Source organism: Microbispora oryzae, from assembly GCF_017896165.1.
Classification (GTDB): domain Bacteria; phylum Actinomycetota; class Actinomycetes; order Streptosporangiales; family Streptosporangiaceae; genus Microbispora; species Microbispora oryzae.
Genome location: NZ_JAFCNB010000002.1, coordinates 382,572 through 401,787, shown reverse-complemented (window position 1 = coordinate 401,787; position 19,216 = coordinate 382,572). Strand labels below are relative to the sequence as shown.

Sequence of the window (19,216 nt, the reverse complement as noted above, 5' to 3'; positions counted from 1 at the left end):
ACTGAGGGGAACATCGCCGTGAACGACACGTGGGCCGGCGGCCACTTCCACGAGCTCGTCGCCGACATGGCGCGGCGCCGGCCGGACGCGACGGCCGTCGTCCGCCGGGGCGAGAGCATCACCTACGGCGCGCTCGACGAGGCCGCGAACCGCCTCGCCCAGCACCTGATCCGGCTGGGCGGCGGGCCCGGCCGGCGGATCGGCGTCTGCCTGGAGCGCTCGATCGAGAGCGTCCTCGCCCAGCTCGCCGTCTTCAAGACCGGCGGGGCCGCGGTGCTGCTCGACCCCGAGTATCCGCGGCAGCGCCTGCGTTTCATGCTGACCGACGCCGGGGCCGCCGCGGTCGTCACCAGGGACGACCTGCGCGACCACGTCGAGGGCTGCTGCCCGATCGTCGAGGTCGGCGACCCGGCGTGGCGGTCCGCCCCCGCCGAGGACCCGGGTGTGCCGGTGGCCGACGAGACCGTCTGCCACATCGCCTACACGTCCGGCTCCACCGGTACGCCGAAGGCGGTGCTGCTGCGGCACGGGCCGATGCGCAACACCGTGAACGTGCTGCGGGAGCAGTGCGGGATCGACGAGGAGACCCGGGGAAGCTGGCTGTGCTCGCCCGGCTTCGGCCTGGTGGAGGTCGACCCCTTCCCGATCCTGGCCGCGGGCGGCACCGTCCTCATCCCGGAGCCGGACGTGGCGCAGAGCGCGGCGCAGCTGCGCGACTGGCTGGTCGAGGAACGGATCACGCAGTCGCTCGTGCTGACCGCCATGGCGGAACGGATCTGGAACCTCGACTGGCCGGACGGCACCGCCCTGCGGGTCATGCGCATCGCGGGCGAGCGGGTCCGCACCTGGCCCAGGGACGGCCTGCCCTACCGCGTGCTGAACGTGTACGGCTCGGCGGAGGCCAACGTCGTCGCCACCTGCGACCTCACCGAGATGGCCGCCGGCGTTCCCGCCGAGCGCAGGGGCGAGGTCCTGCCGCCCGTCGGCCGTCCGGTCGCCAACGTCCGCATGTACGTGCTGGACGAGAAGATGGCCGAGGTGCCGCCCGGGGTGACCGGCGAGCTCTACATCTCGGGGGCCAGCCTGTCGCAGGGCTACCTCAACCGGCCGGACGTCAACGGCGCGAAGTTCCTGCCCAACCCGCTGCCCGGGGATCCGTACCCGGTGCTCTACCGCAGCGGCGACTTCGCGCAGATGTGGGCCGACGGCACGGTGGAGATCATCGGCCGGACCGACGACCAGGTGAAGATCCGCGGCTACCTGGTGCACCTGGGCGAGGTGGAGAGCGTGCTCGCCGCCCAGCCCGGCGTCATGCAGTGCGCCGTCCTCGCCCGGGAGGACATCCCCGGCGAGCGCCGGCTCGTCGGCTACGTGGAGCCCACCCCCGGCGGAACCGTGGCGGTGTTCGCGCTGCGGCGCGCCATGTCGGAGCGGCTGCCCGCGCACATGGTCCCCGCCGCGTTCGTCGTGGGCGACCTGCCGACCACGGTGAACGGCAAGATCGACCGGGCCAAGCTGCCGCCGCCGTCGCGGGAGCGGCCCGACCTCGGCGTGCCGTTCGTCGCCCCGCGCACCGAGCTGGAACAGGTGCTCGCGGTGATCTGGGCCGACGTGCTCGACCTGGACGAGATCGGCGTCGACGACAGCTTCTTCGAGCTCGGCGGCGACTCGCTGCGCGCCACGCGGCTGCTGGCCGGGATGCGCGCGGAGCTGGACGCGGGACTCGACACGGGGATCGGCATGGCCGACCTGCTCAAGGCGCCCACGGTCGCCGGGATCGCCGCGCTGTGCGGCGAGCGGGCGTCGGCGCCGGAGGCCGTGCCGCCCGCGCTCACCCCCGATCCGGCCAGCCGGTTTGAGCCCTTCCCGCCCACCGACGGCCAGCGGGCGCAGTTCGCCGCCCCCGGCGGGCACGACCACCTCGAATGGCACCGCGACTGGCTCGACGTGGACGCGTTCAGGGAGGCGTGGGCGGCTCTGCGAACCCGGCACGACGCCCTGCGGACCGTGCGGCACGACGACGACTCCCTGGTCGTGCTCCCGCCGGAAGGTGTGGCCGGCGACGTGGTGGTGCGCGACCTGCGCGACCTGCGGCCTGAGGAGGCGGAGCGGTCGGCGGCCGCCCTGCGCGAGCGCTGGACGGCCACGCCGGTGCCCACCCCCGGGGCGCCGCTGCACGAGCTGACGGTCGTGCTGCTGCCCGGAGACGCCGTACGCGTCCTGCTGTCGGTGCACCGCGCGGTCGCGGACGCCCGGAGCGTCCACCATGTGCTCCTCCCGGAGCTGTCCGAGCTGTACGAAGACCCGGACGCCGCGCCGGCCGCGCTGCCCAGGCTGGAGGTGACCTTCCGCGACTGCGCCGGCCACGTCCAGCCCGGCAGGACGGTCCAGGGCACCGCGATCCCGGAAGCGGGTGACTCAGGCGCCAGGGAGCACCGGACGCACACCGGCGAGGCCTGGCAGTGGACCGCCCTGGCCACCCGTGCCGAGCAGACGGGCGCCACCCCCGCGGCGACGGTGCTCGCCGCGGTCGCCGAGACCGTGGCGGCACACGAGGGCTTCTCGCTGTTCGCCAACGAGCTCGGCCGTCCCCCCGTCCATCCGGGGGTGTCCGGGGTGGTGGGCGACTTCAGCCGCCGCACCCGGGTGCTGTCGGAGGGAGACGTGCCGGTGGTCGTGACGAACCTGCTCGCGCACCGTCCCGTCGCCTCCGGCGGCGCGTTCGCCGTGGAGGACCGCGGCGTGTTCGGCGCGCCGGGTGCGGCGGTCCACCTGCTGGTCCGGGAGACGGACGGCAGGCTCAGGCTCGACTGGGACCTGCCGGACGATCCCGCGGCCCGGCGGCTCGCGGCCGACTGCGAAGCGGCCGTCGCGCGCCTTTCCGTATCCGCCCAGCTAGTAGAGACAGGTAGGTAAGAGCGTGACGGTCGTCATCGTTATCGACGAAAGAGCGGATCAGGACCAACTGGACCGCGTCATCGACCTGGCCGCGTCCGCGGGGTCGGATCTGCGGGTGCACAACCGCGCGGTCCTGTCGGCGTCGGGAGACCGCGACGCCGTCGCGGCGGCGCTGGCCGCCGAGCCCGCGGTGCTGAGTGTGACCCGGATCCCCGCGCCCCACGTGCTGGCGTCCAGCGAGGCCAAGCTGGGCGCGCTCAGCACGGTCGCGCTGGGGGAGTGTCACATCGGGCCCGCCGGGTTCACCGTCATCGCCGGGCCCTGCTCGGTGGAGAGCGGCGAGCAGCTGCTGGAGATCGCGGCCGCGGTGCGCGACGCGGGCTGCCACGCCCTGCGCGGCGGCGCCTTCAAGCCGCGCAGCTCGCCGTACGCCTTCCAGGGGCTCGGCCGCGAGGGGCTGGAGCTGCTCGCCGAGGCCAGGGCGATGACCGGGCTGCCCGTGGTCACCGAGATCCTCGACGTGCGCGACATCGAGGACGTCGCGGATTCGGCGGACATGCTCCAGGTCGGCGCCCGCAACATGCAGAACTTCACGCTGCTGCGCGAGCTCGGCAGGCTGCGCAGGCCGGTGCTGCTCAAGCGGGGCCTGTCGGCGACCGTCGAGGAGACCCTGCTCGCCGCCGAGTACGTCCTGGAGGGCGGCAACGAGCAGCTCGTGCTGTGCGAGCGCGGCATCCGCACCTTCGAGAACAGCTACCGGTTCACGCTCGACGTGGGGGCGGTGGCCGTGCTGAAGGAGCGCACCCATCTGCCCGTGATCGTCGACCCGAGTCACGCCGCCGGCACGACCAGCCTGGTGATCCCGCTGGCCCTCGCGGCGGCGGCGGCCGGCGCGGACGGCGTCATCGTGGAGTCGCACCACGACCCGGCCACCGCGATGTGCGACGGCAAGCAGGCGCTTCCCGTTACCCGGCTGCCCGAGCTGATGAGCAGGCTGAGCCTGGCCACCGGCGCGGCCGGCCGCACGATGCACCCGAGTGTCGCGGGCCGGCGGAAGGTGCGCATGCTCAGGGGCGAGCCCGTCGGTGCCTTCCCGGTCGCCGCGGCCCGGTTCGTCGAGAATTAGTGGGATGTGGCCGGGGGCGGCTCAGGCCGGGCCGCCCTCGGCCGCCTCGAACCTCGTCGCGCCGCGCAGCAGCCCGGCGGCGTTCGCCTTGCGGATGGCGTCCAGCCGGGACACCGCGCCGAGCTTGCCGTAGATCTTCGTCAGGTGGCGTTTGACGGTCGTCTCGGCGATGTGCAGCCGGACCGCGATCTGGGAGTTCGTCAGGGCCTGCGCGGTCAGCTGCAGCACCTCCAGCTCGCGGTCCGACAGCGTCGTCCGCGGCTCGGGCGGGTTGCGCTTGAGCCGGTCGATGGTCTCCCGCGACACCGAGAGCAGCACGTTGCGCCCGTCGCGGGTCAGCGCGTGCAGGGCCGCGAGCAGCTCGCTGCGCGCGATGGTCTTCACCAGATAGGCCGCGGCCCCGCACCGCAGCAGCTCGTGGAGCAGACCGGGATCGTCGTGCATGGTCAGGATGGCGATGCGGGTCTCCGGGTGGAGCCGGGTCAGCTCGACCACCGTCGCCTTGGCGCCGGGACCCGGCATCTCCACGTCGAGGATCAGGATGTCGGGGCGGTGCCGGCCCACCGCGAGGATGGCCTCCGGCCCGGTCGACGCCTCCCCGACGACCTCGAAATCCCCGGTCGTGGAGATCATTTCGACCAGGCCCTGGCGGAACAGTGTGTGATCGTCCGCGACGACGATACGGGCGTGGGCGGGCGCGTTCACAGCGACCCCCTTGGGACATTCACAGCAACCCCCTCAGGAACGGGATGTGCGCCTCCACGGTGGTGCCCTGGCCGGTCCCGCTCTTCAGCACGAACCGCCCGCCGAGCAGCTCCACCCGCTCCCGCATCGAGGTCAGGCCGACGCCGGAGCGCCTGCGTGCCGTCTGCCGCACGTTGAAGCCCGTGCCGTCGTCGCGCACGGTCGCGCTCAGCATCACGTCGGTCACGGTCAGGCCCACGCTCAGCTCGGTGGGCGAGCCGTGCAGCAGCGAGTTGTGGATGGCCTCCCGCACCACGAGATAGACCTCCTCGGCGATCTCGGGCGGCACCGGGAAGTGCTCGTCGCAGGAGAACTCGATCCGCACGTGCGCCGGCACCTCGGTGCGCAGATACTCCGCCACCGCCTCGCCGAGGCCGTGCTCGAAGGCCGTCTCCCGCAGCTCGACCGACATCCGCCGGACGCTGTCGAGCACCTCTCTCACATACGACCGGGCGTCGCGCAGCTTCGCCTTGGCCCGCGCCGGGTCGGTCTGGGCGTACACCTCGTGCAGCTCGATGCTCTGCAGGGCGATGCTCATCGTGTGCGCGATGCGGTCGTGCAGCTCGCGCGCCATCTGGTGACGCTCCTCGATCCGCGCGTTGTTCGCCTTGCGGAGCAGGTAGCTCAGGTAGTTGCCGGTGTCCTCACCCAGCCACTCCATGATCAGGCGGTGCAGCAGGCCGGCGATGGCGACCTGGTTGTGCGGCAGGTCGCCGCCGGGCAGCTCGCGCAGCAACACGGGCAGCGCCGCCTGGAAGAGCGCCCGCGCGGCACGGAGCGACTCCCGGGTGTGCACCACCTCCAGCCCCGACAGCGTCCCCGGCCCCGCCGCCTCGTAGCTCGCGGCGGCGCCCGCCTCCACGGCGGCGCCCATGCCGTCCGGACCCATGCCACCCGGGCCCATGCCGTTCGCGTTCATGCGGAGGTACTGGTCCGCGACCACTCGCACCAGTGCCGCCGCCCGGGTCAGCAGCATCGCCATGGTGACTCCGCCGTACATCGCCTCGCTGTCCTCACGTGCGAGCAGCGATTCGTACGCGCAGAGCACCTCCTGCAGGGCGGACTCGGGCAGCGCCACAGGCGTATCCGACGCGCGATCCCCCATGGAACCCCCCAAGGGTAGGCCGATCGGACCGACATAGCGCTCCGGCTAAATAGTAGCTGCCATATACCCCCAGAGTTGGATAAAACGCCAGGTCAGGATCACTATGCTCTTTACCGTTTGTCAGTGCGTGATTCATCTCAATATATGAACCCCCCATTACGGGTGACCGAATGGGTGCCGCAAACGTTTTCGGCGCGCTGACCGGGGAGAAGCAGCCGCAGGCCGGACGCCTGTTTACCGCCATTCAATCGCCGGTGGGGGCGCTCGCCATACCGGCGTCTCACGCTGTTTCCAGGTACTACTACCTACGTATACCCCCCCGATGACACCTTCGGGTCGAAGTCGCGCGGTGGGGTCGTGCCTACCTTGAGGGGCCCCTGTGCAACCCCTAACTTGGCCATCAACCGTGACAAATGTGACGCCGATCGGCGCTCGCAGGGATCTCAACAGCAATTACGAGAGGGAAGGGGCTGCGCATGTCATCACCGAGAGCAACGACGACGTCCGTGCGGTCAGCCGGCGCAGCTCTCGAGGTGCACTGCATGGGGGCGTTCTCCGTCCAGTTGCACGGCGCCCCGGTACGACGGTGGCACGCCGGCAAGGCGCGCAGCCTGTTCCAGTATCTGCTCGTGAACCGCGGGCGTGTGGTGCTGCGCGACACGCTGTACGAGGTGCTGTGGCCGGACCAGGAGTGGTCGCCGGGCTCCAGCTCGCTCAAGGTGGCCGCGCACGCGCTGCGGCGGATGCTGCTGGAGAGCGGGGCGCCCGCGCGGATCGAGCACCAGGACTTCGGCTACGTCCTGCGGGCCGAGGACGTCTGGGTCGACGCCGAGGAACTGCAGGCGTCGTTCTCCGCCGGCCGCGTCGCCGAGCTGCGGGGCGACCACGAGACCGCCGCAGCGCGCTACCGGCGGGTCGCCGCGCTGCACCGCGGCGACTACCTCGCCGGGGAGACCGCCGACTGGGTGTACGAGCAGCGCGAGTGGTACCGGTCGCTGGCGCTGCGCGCGCTGACCTACCTGCGCGGTCAGGCCCTGGCGCGGAACGACTACCCGGAGGTCATCGAGTGGTCGCGCCAGGCCCTGGCGATCGACCGCTACCAGGAGGAGACGTACCAGGCGCTGATGATCGCGCACGGCCGGCTCGGTGAGCTGGACCGCGTCCGGAGCTGGCACGAGCTGTGCGTCCGCAGGCTGGGCGAGGAACTCAACCTGGAGCCCACCGCCGAGACCGCCCGCATCCTCGCCAACGCCATGCAGGGCCGGCTGCGCTCGTCCGCCGCCTGATTTCCGGCACACACCTCACCCGCCGTACACACCCCGTCTGAGCGCGCCGCCATCGGGGCGCCGTCATCGGAGAGAAGGAGGAGCACGTGAGCGTCACCCAGCCCATCAAGATCCTCGCCATCAACGCCTCGGAGCGCAAGGACGGCAACAACACCGTCATCCTCGACTACGCCAGGCGCCTGCTCGCCATGCGTGGCGCCGAGCTGGAGGTCGTCCGGCTCTGGGAGCTCACGATGACGCCGTGCGGCCCCTGCGGCGACTGCAACTTCCGCACCACGCCCTGCGAGGTCCGCGACGACGTCGCCGGTGTGGTCGAGCGCATGGTGGCCGCGGACGGCATCATCTACGCGACGCCCATCCACGGCTACAGCGCCGCCCCGCTGATGCCCGCGTTCATCGAGCGCTCCGGCACCGGATATCTCCGGTTCGACCGGCGCCTCACCAACAAGGTCGCCGGCGTCATCGTCACCGGCCGGCGGTACGGCCACGTGGAGACCTTCTCCAACCTGGTCCTCAACGCGCTGCTGAACCGCATGATCGTCGCCGGGTTCGGCTTTCCCTCCGTCGCCTTCGGCAACCAGGTCGGCGAGGTCCTGGAGGACGAGGAGGGCATGGAGATGATCACCCGGATGCTCAACCGGATGGTCGACCTGATCACCGTGCTCCGCGAGCACCGCGAGCTGACCGGCCACGACGCGCTGGCCGTCGAGGTGCCGAACGAACGCGCCAGGGCCTGACGCCCCCCTCCCTCCCCTCCACCGCGCAACAGCGCCGCGCAACAGCAAGGAGTCCGCGATGACCGCCCTACAGGAGCGCGCCCGAAAAGTAGTGCTGTCCACGGTGTCGTCCGACTCGCACACGTGGAACCTCGTCTTCCTGCAGCTGCTGCTGGAGGAGCACGGCTTCGAGGTCGTCAACCTCGGGCCGTGCGTCCCGGACGAGGTGCTGCTCGACGCGGTGCGCGAGCACGCCCCCGACCTGGTCGTGATCAGCACCGTCAACGGTCACGGCCATCTCGACGGCGCCCGCGTGGTGCGCCGGCTGCGCGCCGATCCCCTGACGTGTTCCGTCCCGGCCGTCATCGGGGGCAAGCTCGGCATCCGCGGCGCGGGCGACCGCGACAAGGTGCACGCGCTGATCGAGGCGGGTTTCGACGCCGTCTACACCGACTCGGCGGACGCGGACGAACTGCCCGCCCAGCTCGAACTGCTGGCGGCCACCGGCACTGCCGGTCGGCGGACACCCGAGCGCGTGGCATGAGCGGGACACCGGACCTCCAGGAACACGTCAGGCGCGCGAAAGAGGCCGGCAAGCTGGTCGTCCAGCCCCGGATGGGCTTCGCGGCCCCCGAGGAGATGGCGCTCGGGCTGCGCGCCGTCGCGCGGGCGCGGGCGACCACCATCGGCACGATCACGCTGGACAGCTACACCAGAGTGGGCGACCATGTCGGCGCCCGCCGCGCGCTGGGCGCGGGCCACCCGCTCAACGGCTACCCGATCGTCGCGCACGGCGCCCACCTGACCGAGGCCGTCGCGGCGTACGCGGTGGACGACCGGACGCCGGGCGCGGAGCCGATCCCCGTGCAGGTGCGGCACGGCTCGGCCAACCCGCGCGCCATCTTCCGCACGGCCATCATGGCCGGGCTCACCGCGAGCGAGGGCGGACCCGTCTCCTACTGCCTGCCGTACGGACGCACCCCGCTCGCCGAGTCGGTGCGCAACTGGGACGCGGCCGTCGTCGAGCTGGCGGACGGCGCCGGGGAGCGCGGCGCGCGGGCCCATCTGGAGACCTTCGGCGGGTGCATGCTGGGACAGTTGTGCCCGCCGTCCCTGCTGATCGCGCTCAGCGTGCTGGAGGGGCTCTTCTTCGCCCAGCGCGGCATCCCCACGGTCTCGCTGAGCTACGCCCAGCAGACCAACCCGGTGCAGGACGTCGAGGCCCTGGCGGCGCTGCGGCTGCTGGCCGGTGAGGTGCTGCCGTCCCACGTGGACTGGCACGTCGTCCTCTACACGTACATGGGGGTGTTCCCGCGCACCGCGGGCGGGGCGGGGCGGCTGCTCGACGCGAGCGCCGAGCTGGCGGTCCGCGGCGGGGCCGAGCGGCTGATCGTCAAGACCGCGGTCGAGGCGGACCGCATCCCGACGGTGCCGGAGAACATCGCGGCACTCGAGCGGGCCGCGCGCGTGGCCGACCTGGCGACCCGGACGGTCTCGGCCGTCCCCTGGGCCGCCGATGCGGACTGCTCGGAGCTGCTCGACGAGGCGCGCGCCCTGGTCGCCGCGGTCGCCGACGGCGGCGACGTCGGCAAGGCCCTGGTCCGCGCCTTCGCGGCCGGCGTGCTGGACGTGCCGTTCTGTCTGCACCGCGACAACCTCGGCCTGACCCGGACCCGGATCGACGACGACGGGCGGCTGCGCTGGGCCCACACGGGTCGCCTGCCGCTGCCCGCGCCGGCCCGATCCGACGGCCGGATCGGCGCCCACCGGCTGCTGTCGATGCTGCGGTTCACCGCCGACGGGCACGACCGCGCCGCGCTGCGGGAGCGTACGCCGCGCGCGCTGCCCGCCGACCGGCCGTACCGGGTGGCGGTGGTCGGCAGCGGGCCCCGGGGCCTGGCCGTACTCGAACGGCTGGCCGCCCGGCTGATCGCCGACCCGCCCGACGGCCCGGTGGAGATCCACCTGTACGACCCGGTGGAGGTCGGCTGCGGCCGGATCTGGCGCACCGACCAGCCGCCGTGGTTCCTGATGAACACGGTGGCCGGTGAGGTGACCATGTTCTCCGGGCCGCCCGACGGCGGGCCCGCCCGGCCCGGCGCGGGGCCGTCGCTCGCCCAGTGGTGGCAGGAGACCGACCCCGCCTGCCCCGGCCCGAACGGCTACGCGCCGCGCCCCCTCTACGGCCGCTACCTGCGCTTCCTGCTCGACACCGTCGAACGGTCGCTGCCGCCCCGGGTGACCCTCGTCCGCCGCCGGACCGAGGTCGTGGACCTCGTGCCGGATCAGGGCGGCTACCTGTTGCGCGCCGCGGACGGCGAGTCGCTGCGGGCCGACCGGGTGGTTCTCGTGACGGGCCATCCCCGCCCCAGTCTTGACTCGGCCCAGCAGCGCCTCGCCGACTTCGCCGCCGACCGGCCCGAGTTGCTCTACATCCGCGGCGACTCGGCCTCCGACATGCCGCTCGACCGGGTGCCGGCCGGCGCGAAGGTCGGCGTGCTCGGCCTCGGCCTGTCGTTCTACGACGTGATGGTCGCGCTCACCATCGGCAGGGGCGGCCGGTTCGAGGAGGACGGCGGCGCGCTCCGCTACCTCCCCTCGGGAGCCGAGCCGGTCATCGTGGCCGGGTCGCGCAGCGGCGTCCCGATCCCGGCCCGGGGGCGCAACCAGAAGCCCAGCAGGTATGCGTACCGGCCGCGGGTGTTCACCGCGGACCGGGTCCGCGCGCTGCGCCGCGCGGGCAGGATCGACTTCCGCGCGGAGGTGCTGCCGCTGCTGACCGCCGAGATGGAACTCGTCTACTACGCGACGGAGATCCGCGGGCGGTTCGGGGAGGACGTGGCCGAGCGGTTCGCCGCCGAGGCGGCGGCCGATCCCGCGTCGATCGAGTCGCTGGCGGCCCACTTCGGCGTGGCCGACCTGCCCCGGCTGGACCTGGACGCGCTCAGCCGGCCGTTCGCGGGCCGCGGGTTCGCCGGACGCGAGGAGTTCACGGCGGCGCTGCTCGACCTGATCGACGACGACCTGCGCCACGCCGAGCAGGGCAACGTCGACGGTCCGGTGAAGGCGGCCTGCGACGTGCTCCGGGACACCCGGGGCGTGCTGCGCCTCGCGGTCGACTACGCCGGGCTGACGCCCGGTTCGCACCGGGGCGACTTCCTGTCGTGGTTCACGCCGCTGGCCTCCTTCCTCGCCGCCGGGCCGCCGCTGCTGCGGCTGCGGCAGACGAGGGCGCTGATCGAGAGCGGCGTCCTGGTGGTGGTCGGGCCGTCGGTCACCTTCGACGCCGACCCGGCGAGCGGCCGGTTCACGGCCGTCTCGCCGCAGGTGGAGGGGGCGCGGATCGAGCTCGACGCCATGATCGACGCCCGGATCCCCGCGCCTCACCTGGACCGCGACCTCGCGCCGCTGCCGTCGCGGCTGCGCGAGGCGGGCCTGTGGACGGGCTACGTGAACACCCACGGCGACGAGCGGTTCGAGACGGGGGGCGTGGCCGTCACCGGCGCCCCCTTCCATCCCGTACGCCGCGACGGCCGGCCGGAGACGGGCCTGCACGTCCTGGGCATCCCGACCGAGCACACGCGCTGGTTCACCCAGGTCGGCAGCGGCCGGCCCGGTTCGTGGGGTGAGTTCGTGCGCGACGCGGACGCCATCGCGGCCGGACTGATGAGCGGTCTTCCCGCGACGGACAGGGCGGACAGGGCAGACAAGGCGGAGAGGGCGGGTGAGTTGCTGTGACCGCATGGGACACCTGGTCGGGGCCCGTGGCGGCGCCCGTTTCGGGGCCGGTATGGGAGACGGGGCCGGACACCGCACCGTGGACCGCGCCGGACGACGCCTACTGGGGTCCACGCCGGACCCCCGCCCACGCCGCGTTCCGGGCGGCGCGTGACGTGCTGCTCGAACACCGCGACGACATCGACGCGGCCCGCGCGCGGTTCGACTGGCCGCGCCCGGCCCACTTCAACTGGGCGCTGGAGTGGTTCGACGTGATCGCCGCCGGCAACGACGCCCCCGCCCTGATCCTCCTGGACGGCGCGGGCGGCGCCACCGAGGTGAGCTACGCCGAGCTGTCGCGCGGCTCCGACGCGGTGGCGGCGTGGCTGTGCGCCCTCGGCGTCCGGCGCCGCGACCGGGTGCTGATCGCGCTCGACCAGCGGCGGGAGCTGTGGGAGGTCATCCTGGCCTGCCTGAAGATCGGCGCGGTGGTGATCCCGACGTACACGAGCCTGACCCCGCCCGAGGCGGCGGACCGCGTCGAGCGCGGCGGCGTGCGGCACGTCGTCTGCGCGTCGTGGCTGACCCACCTGTTCCCGGTGCGGGCGGGAGGCGGGGCGCGGATCGCCGTGGGCGAGCCGGTGGACGGCTGGCTCCGGTACGACGAAGGGGCGGCCCACCCCGGGCGGTTCGTGCCCGCCGAGCCGACGCCCGCGGACGACGTCGCGTTCTGCTACTTCACCTCGGGCACGACCTCGGCGCCGAAGCTGGTCGCCCACACGCACGTCAGCTACCCCGTCGGGCACCTGTCGGGCCTGTACTGGTCCGGCCTGACGCCCGGCGACCGGCACCTGAACGTCTCGGCGCCGGGCTGGGCCAAGCACTCGTGGAGCAGCCTGTTCGTGCCGTGGAACGCCGAGGCCGCCGTCGTCGCGCTGCCCCCCGGCCCCGTCCCGGCCGAGCGCCTGCCCTGGCTGCTCGCCCACCACGAGGTGACGACGTTCTGCGCGCCCCCGAGCACCTGGCGGGCGATGCTCCCGGCCCTGCTGGACCCGCTGCCCGCTCATGGTGGCCCCGGCCCGTTCCCGGCACGGCCGCGGCTGCGCGAGGCGCTCAGCGCGGGCGAGCCGCTGGACGGTCGCGTGGCCGAGGCGGTCGAGCGGGCATGGGGCGTCGCCGTACGCGACGGATACGGGCAGACCGAGACCACCGGGCTCATCGGCACCTCGCCGGGCCTCGGCCGCCGTCCCGGATGGCTGGGCAGGCCGCTGCCGGGATATGACATCACCCTCCGCGATCCGGAGACCGGTGAGGCGGGAGACGCCGGCGAGGTGTGCGTGGAGCTCACCCCGCGGCCCGCCGGTGTGATGCGCGGCTACCTCGCCGCGGACGGCGGCGTGACGGCGCCCGGCGGCGGCTACTACCGCACCGGGGACATGGGCGAGCGGAGCGAGGACGGCTGGATCCGCATCCACGGCCGCCGGGACGACGTGTTCAAGTCCTTCGACCGCCGTGTCTCGCCGTACGAGCTGGAGGCCGTGCTGCGCCGGCACCCCGCCGTGGCCGACGCGGCCGTCGTGCCGCGGCCGCACCCGGTCGGCGGCGCCGTCCCGCACGCCGTCGTGGAGCTGGTCCGCCCCGGCGACGGCGGCCCGGAGCTCGAACGGGAGCTGCTCGCCCACGTCGACGCGCACGTGACAGAGGACCTGCGGGTGCACTCCGTGCAGGTCAGTCCCCGGCTGCCGCGCACCGCCTCCGGCAAGGTGCGCAGGGCGGCCATCCGTATCTGACTCAGGGTGCGACCCAGGACCTGACCCAGGATCCGATCCAGGGAGGAGAGACCGGAGATGATGGAGACGGCACAGCAGAGGGACGTTCTTGTCGTCAGAGACCTGCTCAGCGCCGAGGGCCGGGAGGCCGTGGCGTGGGAGCGGTGGGTGCAGCCCGGACGGGAGGGCGTCGACATCCACACGCTCTACCGCACCGGTCAGCAGGCCCACGCGTTCCTCGTGCGGTTCGGCCCCGGCGCCCACGGCGACCTGCACGAGCACCTCGACTACGAGATGATGTTCGTGCTGGACGGCGAGCTGGTCAACGACAACGGCGACCGCTACGGCGTCGGCGACGTGATCGTCGAGGAGCCGAACAGCGTCCACCAGGTCAGTTCAGATTCCGGCTGCACGCTGCTCGTCGTGCGTGAGGCCCCGACCCGTCCGGTGAGGTGACGGCATGCCACTGGTCCGCATCGACGTTCTCGACGAACGCGACGACGACACCCTGGCCGCGATCGGCGACGCCGTTCACCTGGCCATGACGGAGACGATCGACGTGCCCGCCGACGACCTGTTCCAGGTGATCAACCGGCACCCGGCGGGTCACCTCCGCTACGACCCCGGCTACATGGGGATCCGGCGGGACAACGGCATCGTCTTCATCGCGATCACGATGCGCGCCGGGCGCACCGTCGAGCAGAAGAAGGCGCTCTACCGGCGCATCACCGAGCTGGCCGCCGACAAGGCCGGCGTCGAGCCGCGCAACGTGCTGGTCTCCATCACCGAGAACGAGCTGGTGGACTGGTCGTTCGGCAACGGGGACGCCCAGCTCCTCGGCTGACACGCCGGCACCGGCACACACCGGCACACACACCGGCACGCACCGCGGGGCCGCCTCGTCCGAGGCGGCCCCGCGGCTGTCAGCCCGCGCCGCCGGCGCTGCCCGTGCCCCACAGGTCCAGGGCCGCGTACGCGGGCTGCCACTCGTTCCGATAGGCCAGGCGTGCCGGTTCGGGCAGCGGGGCCAGCATCACCGCGATGGTCCGCTCGCTCGCGCCGTCCAGCATCCAGGGCAGGATGCGCGGGGCGTCCGGGCCGACCAGGCGAGCGTTGACCTGGCCGAAGTGCTGCCACTGCGGCTCGGTGACGGTCGCCTGGATCAGCGGCAGCGCCTCGTCCTCCTCGTGCTTGAGGTGCCCGCTCAGCCCGGTGGCCAGGGCGTCGGTGAGATCGCCGATGCGTTCCGGCCCGGACTCCCGGCCGCGCAGCGCGGCGTCGATCTCGGCGTCGATCGCGTCGATGAGCGGGTCGATGGCCTCGTGCTCGGACTCCATGGCCGCCAGCAGGGCCAGGTCGTCGGGGCGGCCGGCCACGGCCTCGCGCATCGCCGGCCAGAGCGCGTCGTCCTCGGCGGTGTGATGCACGTGCAGTGACTTCTTGAACAGCTCCCAGCCGACGGCGGCGCCCAGGATCCGCCGAGGGTCGTCATCGACCCTGGCCGTGGTCCGGGCGAGGTGTTCCAGCTCCCGCCGCAGCGCGTCGTGCGCGGCGTACATGGCGGTCATGTCGAGCCTGTCGCTCATGGTTTCTCCTTCGGTTGGCTGATGGTGCCCGGACCGGGTGATTCAGGCGCCGCTGATGCGATCACCAGCCGTAGGGGCCGAACCGTCCCCAGGCGACGAGCGCGGCCAGCACGATGAGAACGGTGGTCACCGCAACTCCGGACGGCTCCCGGCGGCGGAGATGCAGCCCCGCCGCGAAGATCATCATGACCGCGATCCCGGTCGCGGCGATCGGTGTCAGGACGGTGGCGACTCCCGTGGCGGCGGGCGCGATCAGCCCGATCGCGCCGAGCAACTCCAGCACGCCGATGAGCCACACGGTGGCCGAGGACATGTCCCGGACCCACGGATATCTCCCGGCCAGCCTGTCCTTCGGCTGGGCGAGTTTGCCCAGGCCGGAGAGGGCGAGCAGACCGGCCACGATCGCCTGCACGATCCACAGGAACACGTTCATCGGCGGAGGCCCCCGTGGCCCGCCGATGTCGAGGGCGTGATCACGCGGAGCCTCCCGGAAGCACGCCGAGCTGCCGCATCAGCCCGGCGACGTCGACGACACCCCAGGTCTCGGCGATCCGCCCGTCCGCGAACCGGAAGATGAAGATCTCGTTGTAGGCGACGGACCTGCCGGTCGGCGGGAGGCCCATGAAATCGCCCCGGTGGGTCCCGGTGACCGTGTTCCGGCAGACGAGCCGGTCCCCTTCCGCGATCATGTCCTCGACCTCGACGTGCAGATCGGGGAAGGTTTGGAAGAGCCTCGCCCACACGTGCTTGAGCGCCTCCGCGCCCGTCGCGTCGATCGGCAGCGGCGTGCGGATCAACGCGTCCGGCTCGACGATCTCGTCGATCGTCTTCGCTATGAGCTCCATGTCGCCGCTGTTCACGGCGTCATGGAGGCGGCCGAACGCCGCCTTTTCGCGGGTTTCCTGGGTTGCCGACACGTGGCCCCCTTTTCGGGTCGTCGTTCCGTCGTTCCTGTTTTGGAGACGAACGGCGATCCGCCCGCGGGACACCCGGGTCAGAGATCTTCGAGCCGCCGGGTCAGAAACCGCCGCTCGGGGGTCGAGGCGGCCAGGGCGAGCGCCCGCCGGTACGCCTCCCGGGCCTCGGTGTCGCGGCCGAGACGGCGCAGCAGCTCGCCTCTGGTCGAGTGGAAGTAGAGGTAACCGTCCAGGTCGAGGCGGTCGACGGCGCGCAGCGCCGCGGCGGGGTCGCCGGCCTGCGCGAGCGCCACGGCGCGGTTGAGCTCGATGACCGGTGAGCCGGTGAGCCGGGCCAGCCGCCCGTACAGATCCGCGATCTGCGGCCAGTCGATCCGCTCGCGGGTCTGCAGCGACGCGATAGCGGCCTGGACGACGTAGGCGCCGCGCCCGCCCAGCGCGATCGCCCGGTCGAGCACCGCCCGGCCCGCCGCGATCTGCCGCGTGTCCCACAGCGAACGGTCCTGATCCTCGAGCAGCACGAGATCGTCGCCGGAGAACCGGGCCCGCCGCCGAGCGTGGTGGATCATCATCAGCGCGAGCAGGCCGTGCGCCTCCGGTTGGTCTGGCATGAGCGCGGTGAGCACCCGGCCCAGGCGGATGGCCTCGGCGCCCAGGTCGACCCGGCCGCGGTAGCCCTCGTTGTAGATGAGGTAGACGACCGCGAGCACCGCGTCGAGCCGGTCGGGCAGCAGGCGCGCGTCGGGGACCGCGAACGGGATCCCGGTCGCCTTGATCTTGTTCTTGGCCCTGGTCAGGCGGCGCTTCATGGTCTCCTCGGAGACCAGGAACGCCCGCGCGATGTCGGCGGTCTCCAGGCCGCCGAGGGCCCGCAGCGTGAGCGCCACCTGCCCGTCCAGCGGCAGCGCCGGATGACAGCAGGCGAAGATCAGCTCAAGCCGTTCGTCCTTGATGGGGGTGTCGTCGAACTCGTCCATGACGGCCTCGGGCGCCGGTAGAAGGTGGATCTTCTCGGCCAGGGTGCGTTCCCGGCGGATCCGGTCGATGGCCCGGTTGCGGGCCGTCGTCACCAGCCACGCGCCCGGATTGGCGGGCAGGCCGGACTCCGGCCAGCGCTCAGCCGCGATCGTGAACGCCTCCTGTGCGGCGTCCTCGGCCCTGTCGAAGTCGCCGAGGAACCCGACCAGCGAGGCCAGCACCCGGCCCCACTCGTTCCGGAAGACCTCCTCCAGCACGGTCAGCGCGGCACCACCGGCCGGATCTCCACCACGCCGCCGGCCCGGGCGGCCGGGACGCGGGCCGCCATCTCGATCACCTCGTCGAGGTCGGCCGCCTCGACCAGGCAGAACCCGCCGAGCACCTCCTTGGTGTCCGCGAACGGGCCGTCGGTCAGCAGCGTGCGGCCCCCGGCCACCCGCACGCTGGTGGCCGTCTCGGCGGGTTGCAGCTGCCCGGAGGCGACGCACCGGGGGTCGTCGGCCAGCGCGAGATACTCCGCGTAGCCCGCCTCACGCTCGTCGTCGGTCAGCCCTTCGGCGTAGGCGGGCTCGATATAGATCATCAGGGCGTACTGCATCGCGACCTCCGGAGTCAGCGGCTCTCACCCGTACGACGAACGGGCGGCGGCGTAGGGGACACTACCCGCTCGCGACTTCCGGGCGGCCGCCCGGCTCCTCAGGCCGGACGCGGGACCGCCCGGCCTGGAAAACCAGGCCGGGCGGTCCCTCTTTTCTCCAGGGATTCGTCAGGTGGTCTGGAGCGCGTGGTAGGGGCACTGCGCGGCGGCCGCCTCCGCGGCCGGAGCGGCCCCCTCCGCGGTGGACGTGCGGGGCCGGGCCGTCAGGGTGAAACCGGCCGGCATGAAGAAGCCGGGCTCGCCGACGGTCAGCTCGTATCCCGGGTCGGCCTCCAGGTCGAACCGCTGCAGCAGCATGCCGAGCGCGAGCGTCGCCTCGTGCTGGGCGAACTGCCGGCCGATGCAGGCGCGCGGGCCCGTGCCGAACGGCTTGTACGCGTGGGCCGGGCGGGACCTGACGGCGTCGGGGCCGAACCGCTCGGGGTCGAACCGCTCGGCGTCCTCGCCCCAGATCGCCTGGTCCCGGTGCAGCACCGGCGTGAGGACCAGCGCCCACGCGCCCTTCTTCATCGGGTACCGCCCGCCCAGGACGGTGTCCTCACGCGCCTCGCGCATGAAGACCGCCGCCGGCGGCCACAGGCGCAGCGCCTCGTCCAGGACCTTGCGGACGTAGCGCAGCTTGGCGGTCTGCTCGTAGGTGGGGTCGGCGTCCAGGTCGCCGCCGAGCACCCGGTCGACCTCCTCGCGGGCCTTCGCCAGCACGTCGGGGTGCTTGGTGAGGTAGTACAGCGCGAACGACATCAGGCCGGCGCTGGTGCCGAAGCCCGCGACCAGGAACGTCGTGATCTGGTTGCGGATGTTGGTCAGGTCGAGCTTGTTCCCGGTGCCCGGCTGGGCCGTGTTGAGCATCACGCCGAGGAGGTCGCTCGTCCCGGTGTCGCCCGAGTCCTGCCGGCGCCGCACCACGTCGTCGACGAGCTCGTGCATGAAGCGGACGTTGTTCTCGTGCTGCTCCCGCTCCGCGGCCTGCTCGTCGGGCATCTTCGTGGAGTGCTGGAGAGTGGCGATCATGGAGGCGATGAACGGATGCGGCTCGGACCGCTGGAACGAGTCGAAGGTGTAGCCGAACCCGGCCCGGCCGATCGATTCGAGCGCCAGGTTGGTCATGTCGCCGACCACGTTGAGAGGCTCGCCGGCCCGCTTGTTCCAGGCCGCGATGAGTTCCCGGACGGTCGCCGTCATCGCCGCGTGGTAGCTGCGCATGGCCTCCAGCGTGAACGCCGGGGCCAGGATGTCGTGGGCGAGCTGCCAGTTGGGCTCTTCGTTGAACGCGGTGAACAGGCCGTCCGCGGTCACCTCGCGGTAGGCGGCCATGCCGAAGCCGACGTGCTTCGCGAAGCGCGACTCGTCGACCAGCTCGGCGACGAGGTCGGCCCCCGAGGCGATCACCATCTGGAAACCGGGCGCCTCGAACTGGAAGATCGGGCCGAGCTCCCGGGCGAGCTGCATGAACCCCTGCAGCGGGGCGGGCGGGCCATAACCCGCCGCGTCCTCGCCCGAGGGCGGGGCCGGCGTCGGCGGTGCCTTCGGGATCTGGTCGAGCTCCGGCCACAACTCCGCGGTCGATGCCATTGTCGTCTCCTCCTGATCCAATCCCTGGATGGCGGGGAGCCTAGGAAGACCCGGTTAGCGACCGGTTACGTAACCGAAGTGCAACCGTCTCCGGCTCGAATACCGGTATGACCAGCACGTCCATATCCACGTCCATATCCACGG

Annotated in this window: 17 protein-coding genes; 9 read left to right on the top strand and 8 right to left on the bottom strand. The window is 72.5% G+C overall.

What is annotated here, in order from left to right; all coding sequences use genetic code 11:
* Window positions 1–18 precede the first annotated feature (18 nt).
* Both JOL79_RS05365 and aroF read left to right on the top strand, forming a co-directional pair.
* Window positions 19–2,916 (top strand): amino acid adenylation domain-containing protein, encoded by a 2,898-nt coding sequence (locus tag JOL79_RS05365; protein ID WP_210154515.1) that lies wholly within the window; start codon window positions 19–21, stop codon window positions 2,914–2,916.
* Between the two features lie 4 nt (window positions 2,917–2,920).
* Window positions 2,921–4,024 carry a 3-deoxy-7-phosphoheptulonate synthase gene (aroF, locus tag JOL79_RS05360; RefSeq protein ID WP_210154514.1) on the top strand — a complete coding sequence of 368 codons (1,104 nt, stop codon included), beginning with the start codon at window positions 2,921–2,923 and terminating at the stop codon, window positions 4,022–4,024.
* Window positions 4,025–4,045: 21 nt separating this feature from the next.
* Here the strand turns inward: aroF and JOL79_RS35340 are convergent, their stop codons facing one another.
* Together JOL79_RS35340 and JOL79_RS05350 are read right to left on the bottom strand one after the other, a co-directional pair.
* Complete coding sequence (locus tag JOL79_RS35340) at window positions 4,046–4,729, bottom strand: response regulator transcription factor (RefSeq protein ID WP_307848330.1); 684 nt, start codon at window positions 4,727–4,729, stop codon at window positions 4,046–4,048.
* A gap of 19 nt (window positions 4,730–4,748) precedes the next feature.
* Window positions 4,749–5,846, bottom strand: coding sequence for a sensor histidine kinase (locus tag JOL79_RS05350; RefSeq protein ID WP_210154513.1), 1,098 nt, complete (start codon window positions 5,844–5,846; stop codon window positions 4,749–4,751).
* Window positions 5,847–6,415: 569 nt separating this feature from the next.
* Here JOL79_RS05350 and JOL79_RS05345 point away from each other — a divergent pair.
* From JOL79_RS05345 to JOL79_RS05315, 7 genes are all read left to right on the top strand, one after another.
* The gene (locus JOL79_RS05345) at window positions 6,416–7,159 is read left to right on the top strand and encodes an AfsR/SARP family transcriptional regulator (protein ID WP_210154512.1); all 744 of its coding nucleotides are present in this window, start codon (window positions 6,416–6,418) and stop codon (window positions 7,157–7,159) included.
* A gap of 86 nt (window positions 7,160–7,245) precedes the next feature.
* The gene (locus JOL79_RS05340; protein ID WP_210154511.1) at window positions 7,246–7,896 is read left to right on the top strand and encodes a flavodoxin family protein; all 651 of its coding nucleotides are present in this window, start codon (window positions 7,246–7,248) and stop codon (window positions 7,894–7,896) included.
* 58 nt (window positions 7,897–7,954) lie between these two features.
* On the top strand, window positions 7,955–8,419 hold the full coding sequence (locus JOL79_RS05335; RefSeq protein WP_210154510.1) for a cobalamin B12-binding domain-containing protein: 465 nt from the start codon (window positions 7,955–7,957) through the stop codon (window positions 8,417–8,419).
* Window positions 8,416–11,613: an FAD/NAD(P)-binding protein gene (locus JOL79_RS05330; RefSeq protein ID WP_210154509.1), complete on the top strand. Its 3,198-nt coding sequence runs from the start codon at window positions 8,416–8,418 to the stop codon at window positions 11,611–11,613. The genes JOL79_RS05335 and JOL79_RS05330 overlap by 4 nt, the downstream gene beginning before the upstream one ends.
* On the top strand, window positions 11,610–13,382 hold the full coding sequence (locus JOL79_RS05325) for an acetate--CoA ligase (RefSeq protein WP_307848329.1): 1,773 nt from the start codon (window positions 11,610–11,612) through the stop codon (window positions 13,380–13,382). The genes JOL79_RS05330 and JOL79_RS05325 overlap by 4 nt, the downstream gene beginning before the upstream one ends.
* A gap of 57 nt (window positions 13,383–13,439) precedes the next feature.
* Entirely contained in the window at window positions 13,440–13,817 is a 378-nt protein-coding gene (locus JOL79_RS05320) for a cupin domain-containing protein (protein ID WP_210154508.1), read from the top strand.
* Window positions 13,818–13,821: 4 nt separating this feature from the next.
* Entirely contained in the window at window positions 13,822–14,205 is a 384-nt protein-coding gene (locus JOL79_RS05315; RefSeq protein ID WP_210154507.1) for a tautomerase family protein, read from the top strand.
* A 79-nt stretch (window positions 14,206–14,284) separates the two neighbouring features.
* Here the strand turns inward: JOL79_RS05315 and JOL79_RS05310 are convergent, their stop codons facing one another.
* The 6 genes from JOL79_RS05310 to JOL79_RS05285 form a co-directional block, all read right to left on the bottom strand.
* Window positions 14,285–14,947, bottom strand: a complete 663-nt coding sequence (locus tag JOL79_RS05310; RefSeq protein WP_210154506.1) for a hemerythrin domain-containing protein — start codon at window positions 14,945–14,947, stop codon at window positions 14,285–14,287.
* Between the two features lie 61 nt (window positions 14,948–15,008).
* Window positions 15,009–15,380 (bottom strand): DoxX family protein, encoded by a 372-nt coding sequence (locus JOL79_RS05305; protein WP_210154505.1) that lies wholly within the window; start codon window positions 15,378–15,380, stop codon window positions 15,009–15,011.
* A 40-nt stretch (window positions 15,381–15,420) separates the two neighbouring features.
* On the bottom strand, window positions 15,421–15,864 hold the full coding sequence (locus JOL79_RS05300; RefSeq protein WP_210154504.1) for an ester cyclase: 444 nt from the start codon (window positions 15,862–15,864) through the stop codon (window positions 15,421–15,423).
* A 77-nt stretch (window positions 15,865–15,941) separates the two neighbouring features.
* Entirely contained in the window at window positions 15,942–17,099 is a 1,158-nt protein-coding gene (locus JOL79_RS05295; protein ID WP_307848327.1) for an RNA polymerase sigma factor, read from the bottom strand.
* Between the two features lie 2 nt (window positions 17,100–17,101).
* The gene (locus tag JOL79_RS05290) at window positions 17,102–17,440 is read right to left on the bottom strand and encodes a YciI family protein (RefSeq protein ID WP_230984236.1); all 339 of its coding nucleotides are present in this window, start codon (window positions 17,438–17,440) and stop codon (window positions 17,102–17,104) included.
* Between the two features lie 168 nt (window positions 17,441–17,608).
* A complete protein-coding gene (locus JOL79_RS05285) occupies window positions 17,609–19,072 on the bottom strand; it encodes a cytochrome P450 (RefSeq protein ID WP_210154503.1) in 1,464 nt (487 codons plus the stop codon).
* Window positions 19,073–19,216 lie beyond the last annotated feature (144 nt).

Coding starts and splice junctions, on each gene's coding strand:
- JOL79_RS05315 (WP_210154507.1), top strand. CDS start 13,822: ATGCCACTGGTCCGCATCGACGTTCTCGACGAACGCGACGACGACACC.
- JOL79_RS05290 (WP_230984236.1), bottom strand. CDS start 17,440: ATGCAGTACGCCCTGATGATCTATATCGAGCCCGCCTACGCCGAAGGG.
- JOL79_RS05305 (WP_210154505.1), bottom strand. CDS start 15,380: ATGAACGTGTTCCTGTGGATCGTGCAGGCGATCGTGGCCGGTCTGCTC.
- JOL79_RS05285 (WP_210154503.1), bottom strand. CDS start 19,072: ATGGCATCGACCGCGGAGTTGTGGCCGGAGCTCGACCAGATCCCGAAG.
- JOL79_RS05330 (WP_210154509.1), top strand. CDS start 8,416: ATGAGCGGGACACCGGACCTCCAGGAACACGTCAGGCGCGCGAAAGAG.
- JOL79_RS05310 (WP_210154506.1), bottom strand. CDS start 14,947: ATGAGCGACAGGCTCGACATGACCGCCATGTACGCCGCGCACGACGCG.
- JOL79_RS05335 (WP_210154510.1), top strand. CDS start 7,955: ATGACCGCCCTACAGGAGCGCGCCCGAAAAGTAGTGCTGTCCACGGTG.
- JOL79_RS05320 (WP_210154508.1), top strand. CDS start 13,440: ATGATGGAGACGGCACAGCAGAGGGACGTTCTTGTCGTCAGAGACCTG.
- JOL79_RS05345 (WP_210154512.1), top strand. CDS start 6,416: ATGGGGGCGTTCTCCGTCCAGTTGCACGGCGCCCCGGTACGACGGTGG.